Below are 17353 nucleotides of genomic sequence, written 5' to 3' on the forward strand. Positions count from 1 at the left end.
CCGCCGCACCGGCGTACTCGCCTGTGCGATCGCGACCCTCGCCGGGATGCTCAGCGTGACCGGCAACGCGCTCCCCGCCGCGGCCGACTCCCGGGGAGGCGACCGGCCGAGAACGGTCGTCACCACGGACATGGAGCAGGACGACTACGCCTCACTCATCCGGTACCTGCTCTACACCAACGAGCTCGACACCCAGGGCATCGTCTACACCAGCAGCAAATTCCACTGGTCGGGGGACGGCAAGGGCACGCCGTTCTTCCTGCCCGACCGGGAGTACGCCACGCCGCAGACGTCGTGGCGGTGGACCGGAACGCGGACCATCCAGGACCAGGCCCTGCGCGCGTACGCCGAGGTCTACCCCAACCTGCGCAGGCACGACCCGCACTACCCCGCCCCGAACGAGCTGCTGTCCAAGGTCAAGATCGGCAACATCGAGTTCGAAGGCGAGATGGCCAAGGACACCGAGGGGTCGGACCTGATCCGCGACCTGCTGCTCGACCGTGACGCCCGTCCCCTGTACCTCCAGGCGTGGGGCGGCACCAACACCATCGCCCGTGCCCTCAAGTCGATCGAGCAGCGGTTCGCCGGCACGAATCAGTGGCCCCGCGTCAAGGACCAGGTGTCCAAGAAGGCGGTGATCCTCGCCAGTGGCCTCCAGGACGAGACCTACGCCACATACATAGCCCCCGTCTGGCCGGACATCCGCGTGCAGAACATGGCGGCCGGTTACGCCACCTGGGGCTACAACTGTTCACGGGGTCAGGGCAACGTTCGAGGTCTCCCGGCTGACCGCGTCTACTTCAGCGGCGCGTGGATCAAGCAGAACATCCAGATCGGGCCGCTGGGCTCGCTCTACCGTTCCTGGCTCGACGGTCAGTCGATGCCGGGCGACCCGCTCGACATCTTCGGCGATCCCGAACGCGCCCCGTCCGGCTGGTGCAAGCCGCTGGAGCCGTACGACTTCCTCTCCGAGGGCGACAACGTGGCCTTCAACCCCCTGCTCGACACCGGCATCCAGGACCCGGGCAACCCGCTGCTCGGCAGCTGGGGCGGCCGGGCGACCCGGACCGGCACCACGCCGAACCTGTGGACCATGGTGGACACGGAGAAGGACGAGACCGGCGCCGACGTCAGCGACTACACGACGCTGCGGTGGGCCGGGGCCGCGCAGAACGACTTCGCGGCCCGCATGCGCTGGACCCTGACCCCCAGGTACGGGGACGGCGACCACGCGCCCACCGTGAAGATCCTCGGCGGCGAAACGGTCCCGGCACGTCCCGGCTCCACGGTCACCCTCGCGGGCCGCGCCGACGATCCCGACCGAACCCCCGTGCAGCTCGGCTGGTGGCAGTACCGGGAGGAAGGCACCTACCCCGGCACCGTCACCATCACCGACCGTGGCCACGACCGCGCCGCCGTCACCGTCCCGTCGGACGCCACACCGGGCCAGACCATCTCGGTCATCCTCCAAGGCACCGACCAGGGCACGTTCCCCCTTAAGCGGTACGACCGGGTCATCATCCAGGTCGTCTGACACCACACGACACCACCCGGCGGGCGTGACGGTTCGCCGGGTGGTGTCACGCTTCAGCAGAGGATCAACGCCATGGAATACCGTCAACTAGGCCGGTCAGGCCTGCGGATATCGGTGCTCACCATGGGCACCATGAGCTTCGGCGGCACGGGCAAGTTCGCCTACGTCGGCTCCACCGGCGTGGAGGAGGCGCGCCGCCAGATCGACATGTGCATGGACGCCGGGGTGAACCTCATCGACACGGCCGATGTCTACTCCGCCGGCCTGTCCGAGGAGATCGTCGGCAAGGCGATCGAGGGGCGCCGCGACGAGGTGCTGCTCGCCACCAAGGTGCGCCTGTCGATGGGCGACGGCCCCAACGACGCCGGGCTGTCCCGGCACCACGTCATCACCGGCGCCGAGGCGAGCCTGCGCCGTCTCGGCACCGACCACATCGACCTCTACCAGGTGCACGAGTGGGACGGCAGCACCCCGCTGGAGGAGACCCTGGCCGCCCTGGACCACCTGGTGACCTCCGGCAAGGTCCGTTACGTGGGCGTCTCCAACTACGCCGGCTGGCAGCTCATGAAGGCGCTGGGCATCGCCGACAGGCTCGGCCTGCCGCGCTTCGTCAGCCAGCAGATCTACTACTCCCTACAGGCCCGCGACGCCGAGTACGAGCTGATCCCGGCCGCCGTCGACCAGGGCCTCGGCGTGCTGGTGTGGAGCCCGCTGGCCGGGGGCCTGCTGTCCGGCCGCTACCGCCGGGGCGTGCGGCCGGCCGAAGGCCGCCAGCTCACCGAGTGGAACGAGCCGCCGGTCCGCGACGAGGAGCAGCTCTACGACACGGTGGAGGTGCTGCTCGACATCGCGGCGGGACACGGCGTCTCGGCGGCGCAGGTGGCGCTGGCGTACCTGCTGGGCAGACCGGCGGTCACCTCGCTGGTGATCGGCGCCCGCACCACGGAGCAACTGGCCGACAACCTGGCCGCGGCCGACCTGAAGCTGTCGGAGGAGGAGCGCGCCCGGCTGGACGAGGTCAGCCGCCAGCCCCTGCTCTACCCCTACTGGCACCAGGCGGCGACCGCGTCCGACCGCCTCTCACCGGCCGACCTCACGCTGCTCCGGCCGCACCTGTAGCCGGGGGGCTGTTCATCCCTTGGTGGCGCCGGCGGTCAGGCCGGCGACGATCCACCGCTGGAGCAGCGTGTACGCGAGGAGGATCGGCACGACCGCGATGAGGATCCCCGCGGCCAGGCCGGTGGTGTTGTTGGAGAACTGGCCCTGGAAGTTGAGCAGCCCGACGGGAAGGGTCTTGTTCGCGTCGGAGTTCAGCAGGATCAGGGCGAACAGGAACTCGTTCCATGTGGCCACGGCGTCCAGGATCAGCACCGTGACCAGGGCGGGCGCGGACAGCGGCAGCACGATGGTCCAGAAGATCCGCCAGTCGCCCGCCCCGTCCACGCGCGCCGCCTCGATGATCTCGTTCGGGAGCTGCCGGAAGAACGACTGCAGGACGAGGACCTCGAACGGGATGCCGAAGGCGAGGTAGGGGCCGATCAGGCCGATGACGCTGTCGGTCGCGCCGGCGGTGCGCATCATGATGAACACCGGGACGATCGCGATGTAGATCGGGATCGTCAGCCCGAGGAAGACCGAGAACATCACGGTCCGGCGGAATTTCATCCGGAGCTTCGCCAGGGCGAATCCGAGCATCGCCGAGATCAGCACGCCGAGCGGCACTTTGAGGATCAACAACAGGGCGCTGTTGCCGTACGTGGTGGCGAAGTTCCCGATGTCCCAGGCGTCGGAGAAGTTCTCCCAGGTGAACGCCGACGGCCAGGAGAGCGGGCCGTTGCCGATGAAGTCCGGCAGCGGCCGGATCGCGGTCACGACGAGCAGCGCCAGCGGCGAGATCCAGAAGACGGCCACCACGCCCGTCACGACCGTCAGGACGAGGCCGCCCCTGACGGTGTCCTTGGCGGAGGGGCGCTCCGTCTTCGGCGGGGCGACGGCCGGGGTCGTGGTGATGGGGGTGACCGAGGTCATGCCGCACGCTCCCGGGTCTGCGACCGCACGTAGGGGATGCCCACCGCGATCGCGATGAGGGTGATCACGACGGCGATGGCCGTGCCGTAACCGGCCTGGTAGTACTGGAAGACGTTCGCGTACATCCAGGTCCCCATCACCTGGGTGGCCGTGCCGGGGCCGCCGTACGTCATGGCGTAGATCATGTCGAAGACCTTGAAGGAGTCGATCAGGGACAGCGCCAGCACGATGTAGTGCGCTGACCGCAGGCTCGGCATGGTGACGTGCCAGAACTGCCGCCACCGGCTCGCCCCGTCCACCCGCGCCGCCTCGTACAGCTCCGCGGGGATGCTCTGCAGGGCGGCGATGTAGAGCAACATCGGGAACCCCGTCCGCAGCCACACCGCCGGCACCATCACGGCCCACAGCGCGGTGGAGTCCTGTCCGAGCCACGGCTGGGCCAGGTCACCGAGGCCGATCAGGCTCAGGAAGGAGTTGATGGCGCCGTACTGGGGGTTGTAGAGCCACCCCCAGATCGAGGCGATCGAGACCAGCGGGAGCACGCCAGGCGCGTAGAAGATCAGCCGGAGCACGGGCTTGGCGCGGACCTTTCCGTTCAGCAGCAATGCGAGCGCCAGGCCGATCGTCACCGGGAAGACGATCGTCACCAACGACCAGATCAGGTTGTTCCTCCCCGCGGTCAGCACCACCGGGTCCTCGAGCATGCGCGCGTAGTTGTCCAGCCCGACGATGTTGTACGCCGGGCTGAGGCCGTCCCAGTCGGTGAAGCTGAACCACAGGGATGACACGGCCGGATAGACGAGGAAGACGACATAGACCGTCAAGGCGGGCAGGGCGAACAACCATGGCCGCCATCGCCCGCCCCGACGCCGAGGTGAGAAGGATGTCATGAGTCCGCCCGTGTCAGTTGCCGGCCCAGGCGGCGACGATCTCCTGCATCTTCTCGGCCGCCGCGACCGGCGTCGTCGAACCCTGGAGAAGATCGCTCTGGATGCTGAAGTACTGGTCCGCCTCCTTCTTGGGGAAGGCCTGGTCCTGGATCGTGTAGAACGGGCTGTCGCCGTATTTCTCGGCCCATTCCGCCGCCAGCGGTGTCGTCGCGGGATCGGGCTCGGCGCCCTTGACCGTGGACGAGCCGATCTGCATGGCCTTCTGGCTCTCCGGTGTCAGCAGGAAGTCGAGCAGGGCCGCGGCCTTGTCCTTGTCGCCGGATCTGGCGTTGATCATGTAGCCCTCGACGAACCCGGAGTGCCGGGCCGGGGACTGGTCGGTCGGCAGTTGGAAGACCCCGAAGTCCTCGGGGTCCTTCTCGGCCGCCAGGATGGCCGCCGTCTCCGTCCACTGCCCTTCGATGTCGTAGGCGACCTTGCCCTGCACGTACCAGTTGCCGACGTCGGCGGGGTCGAGGCCGAGCGCGCCCTCGGGCAGCCACTTCTTGTCCTGCCACTTCTTGAACAGGGTGAACGCCTCGACGACCTCCGGCCGGTCCCAGCTGTCCTGGCCGAGCAGCAGCCGGTCGTGGAGCTCGGGGCCCGCGGTGTGCTCCAGCAGGTACTCGAACAGGCGCATGATGTGCCAGCCGTACTTGCCGCCCAGCCCGCACGGCGTGATGCCGGCGGCCACGAGCTTGTCGTTCATCGCCTCGAGCTCGGCGTACGTCGTGGGCACGTCGGTGACGCCGGCCTTGGCCAGCAGTTCCTTGTTGTACCAGGCGCCCAGCGCGCGTGCGGTGAACGGGACACCGGCCTTGACACCGTCGAAGGTCATACCCTGGACGGCCGCGGTGTTGATGGAGGAGTCCCAGCCGTACTTCTGGTAGTACGGCGCGAGATCCGCCGCCTGCTTCGCCTTCGCGAACGGCGCACCGATCTGCCCACCCCAGATCCGCCAGATGTCAGGCCCGCTGCCGCCCAGCAGTTCCGTCCGGAGCTTGTCAGGATACTGGGCGGCACCCGATCCCGGGAGGCTGTCGACCGTGGTGGTCGTGCCGTTCTGCTCGTCGAACTTCTTCACCTGGGCCTTCAGCGACCCGATGGTCGTGTCGTCCTCGTAGGTGAACAGGCGCAGCTTGTTCGACGCGGGCGCCGTCGCGCCCCCACCGCTGATGGACGCCCCGGTGCAGGCGCTGATCCCCAGCCCGGTGACCGCGACGGAGGAAAGGGCGAGGAATCCCCGACGGGTGTACGACCTGCCAGTCATGTCGATCTCCTTTGTCAGCAGGACAGCTGTCTCCCCCGAGAACGTGTGCGTCAGCGGTGCTCGCGTCCGAAGGCCCGGATCTTGGCGAACATGTCCGCCAGGAGGAACCGCACGTCGACCTCCTCGCAGACCCAGATCGGGTGGTTCGAACCGGGCAGGTAGGAGCCGTCCGCGCCGAAGCGGGGAGCGGGTCGCACGCGCAGATTTCCGCTCTGCGGGAAGAGCATCAGCGCGATGGCCGGCGAGTCGCCCAGCGAGCGCGACTCGATCGGCTCGGGATGGTGGGCGGCGTTCCACTCGCGCAGCTGCTCGATCAGGTAGCGGCCCAGCGGGCCGGCGTCGCCGATCTGCTCCTCCAGCTCGGCATAGCTCACCGAGACCTTGGTGTAGACGTCCCTGGGCACCTGCCAGACGGTGATGCCGGAGCCGAACACGACGTTGGCGGCGTGGATGTCGTTGGAGAGGTTGAACTCGATCTGCGGGCCCTCGGCGTAGCCGCGGTAGCCGGGGCCACCGATCCAGATCACGACCACCGGCCGCCGGACGAGCTCAGGGTCCAGGAGGATCGCGGAGGCCATGTCGGTCAACGGCCCGAGGAAGGCCACATGGAGGGGATCGTCCTGGCTCGCGAGCTTCGACTCCTCGATGATCAGCCGTGCGCCCGGTGAGTCCACCGGGGTGTGCTCGTCCGGCAGTGCCGTCGGCGCGCCATCGGCGACGGGGACGGAGCCGGTGGTCCCGAGCAGGTCGAGCAGGAGGTCGATCTCCTCGCGGGACTCCTCCATGCTCCGCTTCGTCCGCCGGGTGCCGAAGTGGGCCGGGATCAGCCCCCGGAGGTCGAAAGTGGGCGACAGTAATCCGTGGACGATGGCGAACTGGTCGTCGGCCTCGTTCTTGGCATCGGTGTTGATGATCACTCTGCGTCGGTGCATCACAGCCTCCAACTGCATAATTATGCGATGCCGCATAATCCGTGCCCGTAGATTGGCCGATCCGCGAAGTGCTGTCAATAACTTCGTGCGACGTTCGACGTGAGGAGTGCTTCTCCCGCGTGCACAACGGTGTGAGGGCGGACGTTCGGGCTGCGCGAGGAGCGACACCGCCATGGACAATGTGGTGCGACGGGATTCCGCGACGGTGAAGAGGACGGGGCCTGATGACTGTGCACGCGAGCGGCGCCGGCCGGTCCGTCTCCGACGGGCGGGTGCGGCTGATCACCAAGGTCGCGCACATGTACTACGAACAGGGCATTCGCCAGGCCGACATCGCGGACGCGCTGCACATCTCGCAGACGAAGGTGTCCCGGCTGCTCAAGCGGGCGAGTGAGATCGGCATCGTGCGTACGGTGGTCATCGCCACCCAAGGGGTGCACCTGGCGCTCGAACAGGCCCTGGAGAGCCGATACGGCCTGCAGGAGGCCGTCGTCGTGGACGTCGACGGCGACGAGTCGGAGATCATCGCCGGGATCGGCTCGGCGGGAGCGGCCTATCTCGAATCCACCCTCGCCGGCGGGGAGCGGATCGGCATCTCGCCCTGGAGCCAGACGCTCCTGTCGGTCGTCGACCGGCTGCGCCCCCTCCGCGTGACCGGCGCCGATCGCGTGGTCCAGCTCCTCGGCGGCGTCGGGGAGCGGGCCGTCCAGGCCAAGGCCAACCGCCTCCTGAGTCATCTCGCCGAACTGATCGGGGCCGAACCGACCTACGTCCAGGCTCCGGGCCTGGTCGGCACGGCCGAGATCCGCCAGAGCCTGATCACCGACGCGGCCATGCAGTCGGTGGCCGAGGAGTGGCGGAACCTCACGATGGCGCTCGTCGGCATCGGCAGCGTGCAGCCGTCGCCCTTACTGCGCGACAGCGGTAACGCCATCGACCCTGCCGACCAGGATCAGCTGATCGCCGCGCACGCGGTCGGCGACGTCTGCCAGCGCTTCTTCGACTCGACCGGCGAGCTCATCCACAGCGACCTGAACAGCCGGGTCGTCGGCATCGACCCCGAGGTCTTCCGCACCATCCCGCGCCGGATCGGCATGGCCGGCGGCGAGCGCAAGCACGCGGCCATCCGCGCGGCGATCACCGGCGGCTGGGTCAACGTCATCATCACCGACGTCGCGACGGCCAACGCGCTCCTCGACGAGAATCAGCCGGCGGCGCCGTGAAGCCGATGTTGCCGGCCTTGCTCGGTTCAGGGCTGGTCGTCCTCGCGCTGGGTCTCCAAGTCGGCCGTTGTGACTCCTTCGGGCTTTTCACGTTCGAAGTGATCGCATTCCTCGCGGGCACGGCCCTTGTCGGAGCGGCCGTCGTCCTGCGCCTCAGGCCCGGCGTGGCGATGTCGGTGCTGATCCTCATCGGGGTCGCCGCGATCGCCTTCCTCGTCGCCTCTCTGGCGGTGGCCGCGTCCTTCGCCCGGTGTTACGAGCTCTGACGTTCAGGCCGGCCACATCCGGGTGACCACGTTCTGCGCGAGCAGCCACACGGCGGAGCCGGCCGCCACCGTCAGCACCGCCACGCGCACCTTTCCGCCGTCGAGGTAGCGCCGCAGCGGTCCCGACACCGCGAACCCGAGCACCATGGGCACGATCAGCGCCGCCCCGGTGGCCAGCGCGGCCGCGGGCAGCTCGTCCACGACGGCGAGGATGACGAGCGACTGCGCGGCGCTGAGGAAGAAGAACATCGCCAGCGTGGCCCTGATCTGGGTGCCCTTGGCGTTCTGGTAGACGAGCGCGATCGGCGGGCCGCCGATGCCGGTGGCGGTGCCGGTGACCCCCGACACGAAGCCGGCCGAGGTGATCGTCAGGCCGTTGCGCGGCACGCTCAGCGCCCTGGCCGTCAGCACCACGGCGACCAGCACCATGACGGCGACGAAGATGCTGCGCGCGTGGACGGAGACGTAGACGATGACGACCGCGCCGATGATGCTGCCCGGGAACCTCCCGAGGGTGGCGAACCCGACGCCGCGCCAGTCCACCCTGCGCCACTCGGTGGCCAGCGTGAACAGCGGCAGCGTCATGTTGACCACCTGGATCGCGCCCGGCATGGCGCCGGGGTCCAGCATCGTCAGCACGGGCGCCGCGACCAGCCCCACCCCGAAGCCCACGCTGCCCTGCACCACCGCGCCGACAAAAACCGCCAGACCGCCCACCATCAGCACCAACGCCACATCAGTCATGCAGGGAGTCAATCACCTTTACTTTCCGTTGCCCTCAGGCGTACGAGAGTGACGGCGCGCGCCGACCGGCACACACGGTCACCCGAAGAGGCACGTACGGTCGCCCGGCCGCCCTTTCGTGGCCGCAGCCTTGCTTTCATGACCAGCAAGGAAACCTTCCACGGACGCCTGCTCATCGGCGCGACCGGATCGGCGGCCGTCGCCACGCTGCCGATGTACATCGGCGCGCTGCGCGCCGTTTTCCAGGGCACGATCACCGTTCTGATGACGCACACGGCGTCGGTCTTCCTGCCCGCGCACACCGTCGGCCTGTTCGCGGACCGCGTCGTCACGGGAGAGCCGGCGGACACCTGGCCGGAAACGAACCACGCGACGCTGGCCGCCGGGCATGACATGACGGTCGTGCTGCCGGCGACCGCGCACACGCTGCACGTGACCGCCTCGGGCGGCGCGCCCAACATGCTCGCGACCACGATCCTGGCGGCCACCCATCCCGTCGCGTTCTTCCCGGTGATGACGGGTGACATGTGGAACAAGCCGGCCGTACAGCGCAACGTGACCCAGCTGCGATCCGACGGCTACCACGTGGTCGATCCCGTGTGGGGCCCGAGGTACGACGTCACGCTCGGCCGGTTCGTCGACAGCCCGCAGCCGCCGGCCCCGCCGCTGTTCCTCGACGTGGTGCGGGAGCTGATGCCTCAGAGCGCGCTCTCCCCGGCCCGGTAGGCCCCCGGCGTCGTGCCGGTGACGGAGCGGAACGCGCGATGCAACTGCGCCGTACCGGCGAATCCGCACTCCAGGGCCACGGCCGCCAGCGGAAGACCCGGCCGGGCCCGCAGGAGTTGTCGGGCACGGGCCACGCGAAGGCGCCGGATCAACGCGGTCAGCGGCTCGCCGTCGGCGGCCAGCACGCGGAAGAGCGAGCGCCGCGACATCCCACAGCCGGCGGCCACGGCCGCCGCGTCGAGACGGGGGTCGTGCGCGTGCCGCTGGACGAACCGGTGCACGCGTTCCCTGGCCAGGGCCGCGGCGGAGGGACGCGGCGTGCTTTCCCGCGCGGCGAGGCCGAGGACCGATTCCAGCAGACCCACCGCGTGCGGCAGCAGCGCGGCCGCCGCCACGGGATCCTCGCGCTGCTGCCGCTCGAGGCCCACGAGGAAGTCGGCGACCAGCCGGCCCGGCCCGGGTGAGCCGAGCGCGAGCGCCGTCACGCCGCCCAGCGACCTGGCGGGCAACAGCGACCGGGGCACCTGCACGACGACCTGTGAGAACGGGGCGCCGAACTCCAGGGCGTACGGGCGCGTGCTGTCCAGGAAGGTCATCGATCCCGGCGCCAGCGCGGCGGCTCGCCCGTCCTGCCGGACCACGGCCTGGCCGGCGGTCTGGATGTTGACCAGCAGGAACTCGTCCTGGTCCCGCGCGATCATCCGGCCCGTGCGTGTCACCTGCTGCGGGCCGGAGGACAGCGTCGACCATCCGATGCCGTCAAGAACGGTGTGCTCGATCCACCCCTGAAACGGCTGCTCCCCGGTCGGCCGGGCCGCGACGTGCACGAGCGTGTCACAGATGACGTCGGACCAGTAGGCGAAGGCGTCCGGGGCAGCCACGTCCTCGGTGGAGCGGATCGTACGTGAGGCCGGCTGTTGCACACCTCCATGGTGTCACTCGACGCCTGGGGCGTTTCCTCGGCCCTGTGACTCCTTCACTCCGGCACGTCCTAGGCTGCCGGTCGTGGCATTCTCACCCCTCAGCCGTGTTCTCGCGCTCGCCGCGGTCCTCTTCTCGTCCGGCCAGATCGCCCACGCCGCTCCCGTCGCCGACCCGTTCCCGGAGAAGGCGGGGAAGCTGGGGGCGGTGTCGTGTCCCGAGACGCCGATCAGCCAGGGCGGGATCCCCCGGCCGCGGCAGTACCTCCAGACCGTCATGAAATGTCTGGACAAGTCGTGGAAGGCGTACTTCACTCGCGCTGGGCGTGATTTCACCAGGCCCGTCGCCCGCTACTACGACGAGCCGGCGTCGACCATGTGCGGCATGCCGTGGCCCGGGCACGTGGAGGCCGCCTACTGCCCCGGGAACGCGACCATCGTCTTCTCCCTCACCGGCCGCTGGATCGAGGACCGCGCCGACCTCTACCCGATGAAGGTGGCCGCCCACGAGTACGCGCACCACGCGCAGAGCCTGCTCGGCATCCGCCGCGACTACGAGAAGGCGTACAAGAGCGCCACGGACGACCGCAAGCGCGAGCTCCAGCGCCGCTACGAGCTCCAGGCCGACTGCCTGTCCGGGGTGTTCCTCGCCGGCGTGTGGCACTCCCTGACGCGCACGCCCGAGGACTGGGCCGAGCTGCGCGACGCCACCCGCGCCTCCGGCGACGAGGACGGCCCGCGCACCCACGGCAAGGGCGCCACCCGGGTCGGGTGGCTGCAGCGCGGCTACCGGGCCCTGTCCCCCGCCGCCTGCGACACCTGGTCGGCCCCCTCGTCCAAGGTGTCCTGACCAGGGCGAGCGGGTCACCGCGCCGAGGTGAGCCACTGCTCGACCGCCGCGCTCATCTTCCCGCCCGCCGCCAGCACCGCGGCCTTGCCGGCGACCGGGTCGGTGCCCGCGGCCTGACCGAGGATCACCCCGAGCACCAGACGGCCCCGTACGCGGGAGGCCCACACCAGATTCCCGCCCGCGGCGGTGCCGGAACCCGTCTTGACACCGATGACGCCGTGCCGGCCCAGCAGCGTGTTGGAGTTGGGCAGCCTCCTGGCATCACCCGGAACGGCGGTGTCGACCTGCGCCACCACCTCGCGGAAGACGGGATCGCGCATCGCCGCCGTGGCCAGCTTGAGCTGGTCGGCCGCGGTACTGACGGTGCTGTCCTCGGTTCCGCTGGCGCCCGTGTACCGGGTACGGGCCATGCCGAGGCGGGCGGCGGCGGCGTTCATCCGCTCGGCGAAGCGCTCCTGGGAGCCGGCGTCCCAGCGGGCCAGGAGGCGGGCCGCGTTGTTGCCCGAGGGCACCAGCATCAGCTCCAGCAGGCGGCGCAGCGGTATCCGCCGGCCCTCCACGAGCGGGACGGTGGATTCCTGGAACGCGTACGACTCCTCGGCGGCCGTCCGGTCCACCTCGATCGTCGGGCCGTCGTCGCCGGGCCGGAGCGGGTGGCGGCGCAGGATCACGTAGGCGGTCATGACCTTCGTCACGCTGGCGATCGGCACAGGGACCTGCTCCCCGCTGACGCCCAGGCTGCCCACGCCCTCGACCTCGACCGCCGCCTGGCCCTCGGCAGGCCACGGCAGGGACACGCCGGGGACGGCGGCCCCGGAGACGGCCGGTACGGCGTCACAGCCGGCCAGAGTCCCCGCCAGCAGGAAGAACATCAACAGACGTCGCATACCGGACACGTTCCGCGGTCAACGTGTCCGTCCGGCCGTGAGCGTGTCTCCGGCGGGGCTTGACCGTGTATCAGCCGTGTATCAGCGGGGCAGCCGCAGAGTGGCGACGGCGCCGCCGTCGGGGGCGTTGGCCAGGGTCAGGGCGGCGCCGATGACCTCCGCCTGGCCCAGCGCGATCGTGAGCCCCAGGCCGTGGCCGCGACCGCGCTCGGCGGCGCCCGTGCGGAAGCGTCTCGGCCCCTCGGCCAGGAGCTCCCCCGGGAAGCCGGGTCCCCGGTCGCGAACCTCGATCACGTGGTCCGCGACCGTGATCTCCACCGGGGGGCGTCCGTGGCGGTGGGCGTTGAGTATCAGGTTGGCGAGGATCCGGTCCAGGCGGCGCGGGTCGGTCTCGGCCACGGGACCACCCGCGGCCACCACCCGCGCCTCGGCCCCCACGCGGGCCGCCGACCGCTCGGCGAGCTCGGCCAGCGGCACCCTGACCCGCTCGGCCACCTCAGCGCCCGCGTCCAGCCTGGAGACCTCCAGCAGGTCCTCCACCAGCGAGCGCAGCACCCGTACCCGGTCGCGTACCAGATCGGCGGCCTCGCCGTCCTCCAGCAGCTCGGCCGAGGCGACCAGGCCCATCAGCGGGGTCCGCAGGTCGTGCGCGACGTCCGCGGTGAACCGCTGTTCGGCCAGCAACCGGTGCTGCAGGCTCGCCGCCATGGAGTCCACGGCGGCGGCGATGTCGGCGATCTCGTCCCGCCCTCTCGCGCGGGTACGGGCGTCCAGGTCGCCGCCGGCGATCCTGCGGGCGGTGCCGGCGACCCGCCGCAGCCGCCGGTTGGCCAGCTCCGCCAGCCCGACGGAGACCGGCACGACCACGGCCAGCGCGGTCAGCGCCGCCTCGACCATGGCCCGGTCGAGGGCACGCAGCCCGGTCAGATACGCGCTCATGTCGATCTTGGACGTCGCCACGGTCCCTGGGCCCACCCACTGCGCCGCCCACATCCACGGCTGCTCGGGCTTCTGGTCGTCGTACCAGGTGGCGGCCGATCCCGCGGCCAGCCGCCGGCGCAGGGACGTGGGCAGCTCCTCGGGAGATCGGATCCATTCCGTCCACATGACGGGCGACTCCGGGGGCGTGCCCGCGCGGTACTCCCTGGCGACGTCCGCGACCGACTCCAGGGCCCGGCCCTCGCCGAGCCGCATCGTGCGCTCGAGCGTCATGCGGTGGACCAGCACGCCGACCACGGCGGCGACCGCGCAGCAGGCCAGCACGATCAGCGCCGCCACCTTCCACCGCAGCGAGGCCGGCCTCATGAGCGGCGCAGCTTGTAGCCGAACCCGCGCACGGTCTCGATCCGGTCGGCGCCGATCTTCTTGCGCAGCCGCTGCACGCACAGGTCGACGACGCGGCTGTCGCCGTCCCAGCCGTAGTCCCACACATTGCGCAGCAGCGTGCCCCGCTCCAGCACGATCCCGGGATGCGCGGCGAACTCCAGCAGCAGGCGCAGCTCGGTCGGGGCCAGCGTGACCGGCCGCCCGCCGAGCCGTACCTCCAGCGCCGCCGGGTCCAGGGTCAGCTCGCCGAACCTCAGCACGCCGGGCGAGCGGACGGGAGCGGTGGCACGGCGCAGCAGCGACCGGATCCGCGCCACCAGCACCGGGATGTCGACCGGTTTGACCACATAGTCGTCGGCGCCGGCCTCCAGCCCCGACACCACGTCCAGGGAGTCACCGCGTGCCGACATCATCAGGATCGGCACCTGGCTGGACTCCCTGACGCGGCGGCACAGGCCGATGCCGTCGAGCCCGGGCAGCATCACGTCGAGCACGAGGACGTCGTGATCCCCGGCCAGGAAGGACTCCAGGCCGCTGAGGCCGTCGGCGGCGATGCCGACGCGGTAGCCGTACCGCTCGAGAGCCATCGAGACACTCTTGCGGATCACGTCGTCGTCCTCGACCAGCAGGATGAAGGTCACGCTGTACCTTACGCGCGGGCAAAGGGAGAGCCGCCCGGCCGGTGGTCGTCCGGACGGGCGGCTCTCGTGGAATTCGGGTGGTTCCCCCGATGCGGGCGCGTGAGGATCACGCCCAACCCCCGGCGCCAGGCCAAGGGCTCCCGCGGCTCCCCGCCCGGCTCATGACCGGACGGGAAGGCGGGAAGACCTAGCGGCTCACCTGGCGAGCAGGGAGCGCAGGACGTACTGCATGATGCCGCCGTGGCGGTAGTAGTCGGCCTCGCCCGGCGTGTCGATGCGGACCACCGCGTCGAACTCGACGTCGCCGGCCTTGACGTGGACCGTGCGCGGGATGCCGCCCTTGTTGAGCTCTTCGACACCGGTGATGTCGAACGTCTCCTCGCCGGTCAGGCCCAGCGCCTCGGCCGAGGCGCCCTCGGGGAACTGCAGCGGCAGCACGCCCATGCCGATCAGGTTGGAGCGGTGGATGCGCTCGTAGGACTCGGCGATGACGGCGCGGACGCCGAGCAGCGCGGTGCCCTTGGCCGCCCAGTCGCGCGAGGAGCCGGAGCCGTACTCCTTGCCCGCCAGCACGACCAGCGGCGTGCCGGCCGCGGCGTAGTTGACGGAGGCGTCGTAGATGAACGACACCGGGCCGTCGGGCTGGGTGAAGTCGCGGGTGTAGCCGCCCTCGGTGCCGGGCGCGATCTGGTTGCGCAGGCGGATGTTGGCGAACGTGCCGCGGATCATCACCTCGTGGTTGCCGCGCCGCGAGCCGTAGGAGTTGAAGTCCTTCACCTCGACGCCGTTGGCCCGCAGGTACTGGGCGGCCGGGGTGCCGGTCTTGATGGAGCCGGCCGGCGAGATGTGGTCGGTGGTGACCGAGTCGCCCACCTTGACCAGCACGCGCGCCCCGGTGATGTCGGTGACGGGCTCCGGCTTCTCCGGCATGCCGTCGAAGTACGGGGCCTTGCGCACGTAGGTGGACTGAGGGTCCCACTCGAACGTGTTGCCGGTCGGGATCGGCAGCGAACGCCAGTGTTCGTCGCCCTTGAACACGTCGGCGTAGTCGCGCTCGAACATGTCGCGGCCGATCGAGGAGTGGACCACCTCCGCGATCTCCTCCGGCGAGGGCCAGATGTCGCGCAGGTAGACCGGCTCGCCGTCGCTGCCGAGGCCGAGCGGCTCGTTGTCGAGGTCGACGTCCATCGTCCCGGCCAGCGCGTACGCCACCACCAGGGGCGGCGAGGCCAGGTAGTTCATCTTGACGTCGGGGTTGATGCGCCCCTCGAAGTTGCGGTTGCCGGACAGCACCGCGGTGACCGCGAGGTCGTTGGCCTGGACGGCCTCGGAGATCTCCGGCGGCAGCGGGCCGGAGTTGCCGATGCAGGTGGTGCAGCCGTAGCCGACGAGGTTGAAGCCGATCTTGTCGAGGTACGGCTGGAGCCCCGAGCGCTCGAAGTAGCCGGTGACGACCTGCGAGCCGGGGGCGAGCGAGGTCTTGACCCACGGCTTGCGGGTCAGGCCCTTCTCGACGGCGTTGCGGGCCAGCAGTGCCGCGCCGAGCATGACGTACGGGTTGGAGGTGTTGGTGCACGAGGTGATCGCGGCGATCGAGACGATGCCGTGGTCGATCTCGAACGAGGTGCCGTCGGCGAGCGTGACGGGCACCGGCTTGTGCGGCCGGCCGCCGTTGGCGCTGGAGTTGGAGGCCGGCGAGTCGGAGGCCGGGAAGGTCTCCTCGACCGCCTCGTCGACGCCGTCGCTGACGTAGTTCTGTACGTCGTGGCGCCAGGTGGTCTTGGCGGCCGACAGGGCGATGCGGTCCTGCGGGCGCTTGGGGCCGGCGATCGACGGCACGATGGTGCCGAGGTCGAGCTCGATGTATTCGGAGAACACCGGCTCGGGCGCGGCCGGGTCGAGCCAGAGGCCCTGGGCCTTGGCGTACGCCTCGACGAGGGCGATCTGCTCCTCGGAGCGGCCGGTCAGGCGCAGGTAGTCGACGGTCTGGCCGTCGATCGGGAAGATCGCGCAGGTGGAGCCGAACTCGGGGCTCATGTTGCCGATCGTGGCCCGGTCGGCCACCGGCACGGACGCGACGCCCTCGCCGTAGAACTCCACGAACTTGCCGACCACGCCGTGCTTGCGCAGGATCTCGGTGATGGTCAGCACCAGGTCGGTGGCGGTGGCGCCGGCCGGCAGGCGGCCGTTGAGCTTGAAGCCGACCACGCGCGGGATGAGCATGGAGATCGGCTGGCCGAGCATGGCGGCCTCGGCCTCGATGCCGCCGACGCCCCAGCCCAGCACGCCGATGCCGTTCTCCATCGTGGTGTGGGAGTCGGTGCCGACGCAGGTGTCGGGGTAGGCCCGAAGAACGCCACCGTCCTCGCGGGTCATGACGACCCGGGCCAGGTGCTCGATGTTGACCTGGTGGACGATGCCGGTGCCGGGCGGGACGACCTTGAACTCGTCGAAGGCGGTCTGGCCCCAGCGCAGGAACTGGTAGCGCTCGTGGTTGCGCTCGTACTCGCGCTCGACGTTGCGCTGGAAGGCGTCGGGGTGGCCGAAGTAGTCGACGATGACCGAGTGGTCGATGACCATCTCGGCCGGCGCGAGCGGGTTGACGCGCGCCGCGTCGCCGCCGAGGTCGCGGACGGCCTCGCGCATGGTGGCGAGGTCGACGACGCACGGCACGCCGGTGAAGTCCTGCATGATGACGCGGCCGGGCGTGAACTGGATCTCCACACTCGGCGCGGCCTCCGGGTCCCATCCGCCGAGCGCGCGGATGTGGTCGGCGGTGATGTTCGCGCCGTCTTCGGTGCGGAGGAGGTTCTCCAGCAGGATCTTCAGGCTGTACGGGAGGCGTCCGGCGCCGTCGACGGCGTCCAACCGGAAGATCTCGTATGACGCGTCGCCGACGCGTAGCGTGTCACGGCTGCCGAAGCTGTTCGCGGACACGGTGTTCGCCTCCTCGATAGACAAGTGTTCAGTCCAAATCCTGCCGCAAGCCCGGAGCGGGAAACACGTTAGGTGAGCCTAAGTCTCAGGCCCGCGACAGATGTCTCGATGTCAAGATATCTCTAGGGTATCTCGACATC

At 70.1% G+C, this 17353-nt stretch carries 16 protein-coding genes; 6 read left to right on the forward strand and 10 right to left on the reverse strand.

Translation table 11 applies throughout. The features are described 5' to 3' along the window. Positions 1-46 precede the first annotated feature (46 nt). Both ACIBP6_RS27140 and ACIBP6_RS27145 read left to right on the forward strand, forming a co-directional pair. A complete protein-coding gene (locus ACIBP6_RS27140; RefSeq protein ID WP_397056508.1) occupies positions 47-1534 on the forward strand; it encodes a DUF1593 domain-containing protein in 1488 nt (495 codons plus the stop codon). A gap of 123 nt (positions 1535-1657) precedes the next feature. Next, positions 1658-2653: an aldo/keto reductase gene (locus tag ACIBP6_RS27145; RefSeq protein WP_397056510.1), complete on the forward strand. Its 996-nt coding sequence runs from the start codon at positions 1658-1660 to the stop codon at positions 2651-2653. 12 nt (positions 2654-2665) lie between these two features. Here ACIBP6_RS27145 and ACIBP6_RS27150 read toward each other — a convergent pair whose 3' ends face one another. The 4 genes from ACIBP6_RS27150 to ACIBP6_RS27165 form a co-directional block, all read right to left on the reverse strand. Further along, positions 2666-3562, reverse strand: coding sequence for a carbohydrate ABC transporter permease (locus tag ACIBP6_RS27150; RefSeq protein WP_397056512.1), 897 nt, complete (start codon positions 3560-3562; stop codon positions 2666-2668). Then, entirely contained in the window at positions 3559-4386 is an 828-nt protein-coding gene (locus tag ACIBP6_RS27155; protein WP_397056514.1) for a carbohydrate ABC transporter permease, read from the reverse strand. The genes ACIBP6_RS27150 and ACIBP6_RS27155 overlap by 4 nt, the downstream gene beginning before the upstream one ends. A 79-nt stretch (positions 4387-4465) precedes the next feature. Further along, a complete protein-coding gene (locus ACIBP6_RS27160) occupies positions 4466-5761 on the reverse strand; it encodes an ABC transporter substrate-binding protein (protein WP_397056516.1) in 1296 nt (431 codons plus the stop codon). A 50-nt stretch (positions 5762-5811) separates the two neighbouring features. Next, positions 5812-6693: a nucleoside hydrolase gene (locus tag ACIBP6_RS27165; protein ID WP_397056518.1), complete on the reverse strand. Its 882-nt coding sequence runs from the start codon at positions 6691-6693 to the stop codon at positions 5812-5814. Positions 6694-6917: 224 nt separating this feature from the next. Between ACIBP6_RS27165 and ACIBP6_RS27170 the strand changes: the two genes are divergently transcribed. Together ACIBP6_RS27170 and ACIBP6_RS27175 are read left to right on the forward strand one after the other, a co-directional pair. Next, the gene (locus ACIBP6_RS27170) at positions 6918-7916 is read left to right on the forward strand and encodes a sugar-binding transcriptional regulator (protein WP_397056520.1); all 999 of its coding nucleotides are present in this window, start codon (positions 6918-6920) and stop codon (positions 7914-7916) included. Positions 7917-8014: 98 nt separating this feature from the next. Continuing rightward, a complete protein-coding gene (locus ACIBP6_RS27175; protein ID WP_397056522.1) occupies positions 8015-8182 on the forward strand; it encodes a hypothetical protein in 168 nt (55 codons plus the stop codon). Positions 8183-8185: 3 nt separating this feature from the next. Here ACIBP6_RS27175 and ACIBP6_RS27180 read toward each other — a convergent pair whose 3' ends face one another. Then, positions 8186-8926 carry a sulfite exporter TauE/SafE family protein gene (locus tag ACIBP6_RS27180; RefSeq protein WP_397056523.1) on the reverse strand — a complete coding sequence of 247 codons (741 nt, stop codon included), beginning with the start codon at positions 8924-8926 and terminating at the stop codon, positions 8186-8188. Positions 8927-9064: 138 nt separating this feature from the next. On the opposite strand from ACIBP6_RS27180, the gene ACIBP6_RS27185 reads away from it, so the two are divergent. Next, a complete protein-coding gene (locus ACIBP6_RS27185) occupies positions 9065-9652 on the forward strand; it encodes a flavoprotein (RefSeq protein WP_397056524.1) in 588 nt (195 codons plus the stop codon). On the opposite strand, the gene ACIBP6_RS27190 is transcribed toward ACIBP6_RS27185, so the two are convergent. Further along, the gene (locus ACIBP6_RS27190) at positions 9625-10575 is read right to left on the reverse strand and encodes an AraC-like ligand-binding domain-containing protein (RefSeq protein ID WP_397056526.1); all 951 of its coding nucleotides are present in this window, start codon (positions 10573-10575) and stop codon (positions 9625-9627) included. The two genes, ACIBP6_RS27185 and ACIBP6_RS27190, sit on opposite strands and share 28 nt — an antisense overlap. A gap of 82 nt (positions 10576-10657) precedes the next feature. Between ACIBP6_RS27190 and ACIBP6_RS27195 the strand changes: the two genes are divergently transcribed. Then, entirely contained in the window at positions 10658-11422 is a 765-nt protein-coding gene (locus ACIBP6_RS27195; RefSeq protein WP_397056528.1) for a neutral zinc metallopeptidase, read from the forward strand. A gap of 14 nt (positions 11423-11436) precedes the next feature. On the opposite strand, the gene ACIBP6_RS27200 is transcribed toward ACIBP6_RS27195, so the two are convergent. From ACIBP6_RS27200 to acnA, 4 genes are all read right to left on the reverse strand, one after another. Continuing rightward, positions 11437-12309: a D-alanyl-D-alanine carboxypeptidase family protein gene (locus ACIBP6_RS27200; protein WP_397056530.1), complete on the reverse strand. Its 873-nt coding sequence runs from the start codon at positions 12307-12309 to the stop codon at positions 11437-11439. Positions 12310-12390: 81 nt separating this feature from the next. After that, positions 12391-13614, reverse strand: coding sequence for a sensor histidine kinase (locus tag ACIBP6_RS27205; protein WP_397056532.1), 1224 nt, complete (start codon positions 13612-13614; stop codon positions 12391-12393). Then, positions 13611-14276, reverse strand: coding sequence for a two-component system response regulator CseB (cseB, locus tag ACIBP6_RS27210; protein WP_397056534.1), 666 nt, complete (start codon positions 14274-14276; stop codon positions 13611-13613). Before cseB ends, ACIBP6_RS27205 begins: the two co-directional genes overlap by 4 nt. 195 nt (positions 14277-14471) lie before the next feature. Beyond that, positions 14472-17213, reverse strand: coding sequence for an aconitate hydratase AcnA (gene acnA / locus ACIBP6_RS27215; RefSeq protein WP_397056536.1), 2742 nt, complete (start codon positions 17211-17213; stop codon positions 14472-14474). Positions 17214-17353: the final 140 nt, after the last annotated feature.

The organism is Nonomuraea terrae (assembly GCF_044465245.1).
In the GTDB taxonomy this organism is placed as follows: domain Bacteria; phylum Actinomycetota; class Actinomycetes; order Streptosporangiales; family Streptosporangiaceae; genus Nonomuraea; species Nonomuraea terrae.